The 604-nt window shown below is 73.8% G+C and carries 1 pseudogene; it reads left to right on the top strand.

Going from position 1 to position 604, the window contains the following annotated elements:
* Positions 1 to 194 precede the first annotated feature (194 nt).
* Positions 195 to 604: pseudogene (locus CCN72_RS37805) on the top strand (ATP-binding protein); the annotation flags it as partial.

Here is a 604-nt window from a genome sequence, read left to right as displayed (position 1 = left end):
CCCCTCCCCAGGCACTAGATTGCTCGCTGACGGTGGACGGATCGGCTGGTCAGGGGGCAGGGCGGATGCACAACGACGAAACCCACAACACTCGCAAAACCCAGCCGGGCCCGGTACCCCGCCCGACCCCACCTCCCGAGGGCACCCCGCAGGAGCGGCCTCCGGTGCCCCCACGGCCCTCCGCGCCTCCGGGCATGCCACCGCTGCCCGACGGTTCGGGCTTCCTGACCTGGCTGCGCACCCCCCGTCCCGAGGCCGCGCCCGGCGTGTGGCGCTTCGGGCACCGGAGCCGCCCGCAGCAGGAGCCCGAGCGGACCCCCGGTCACCAGCTGATCGGCGGCGCGCTGATCGCGTTCCTCGTGGCCTGGCTGATGTGGTCCTTGCTGTCGCACGGCTACCTCGGCAGCTGGTGGGTGCTGCCGGTCCGGCTGCTCGCTCCGGACTCCTGGCAGAACAGCGACAGCGCGGTCGCGCAGGCCCTCCTGTGGGACGGCTACTCCGTCCTCATCGTCGTCCTCCTCCTGATCGTCGTCGGCCGCCTCGGCCGCTGGGGCGAGGTCTGGCGCCGGTACGGTCCGCCCGCCTGGCGCGGGAGGCGAAGGCC

This window comes from Streptomyces murinus (genome assembly GCF_002154555.1).
Taxonomy (GTDB): Bacteria; Actinomycetota; Actinomycetes; order Streptomycetales; family Streptomycetaceae; genus Streptomyces; species Streptomyces murinus.
This window is presented reverse-complemented; position numbering and strand designations above follow the sequence as displayed.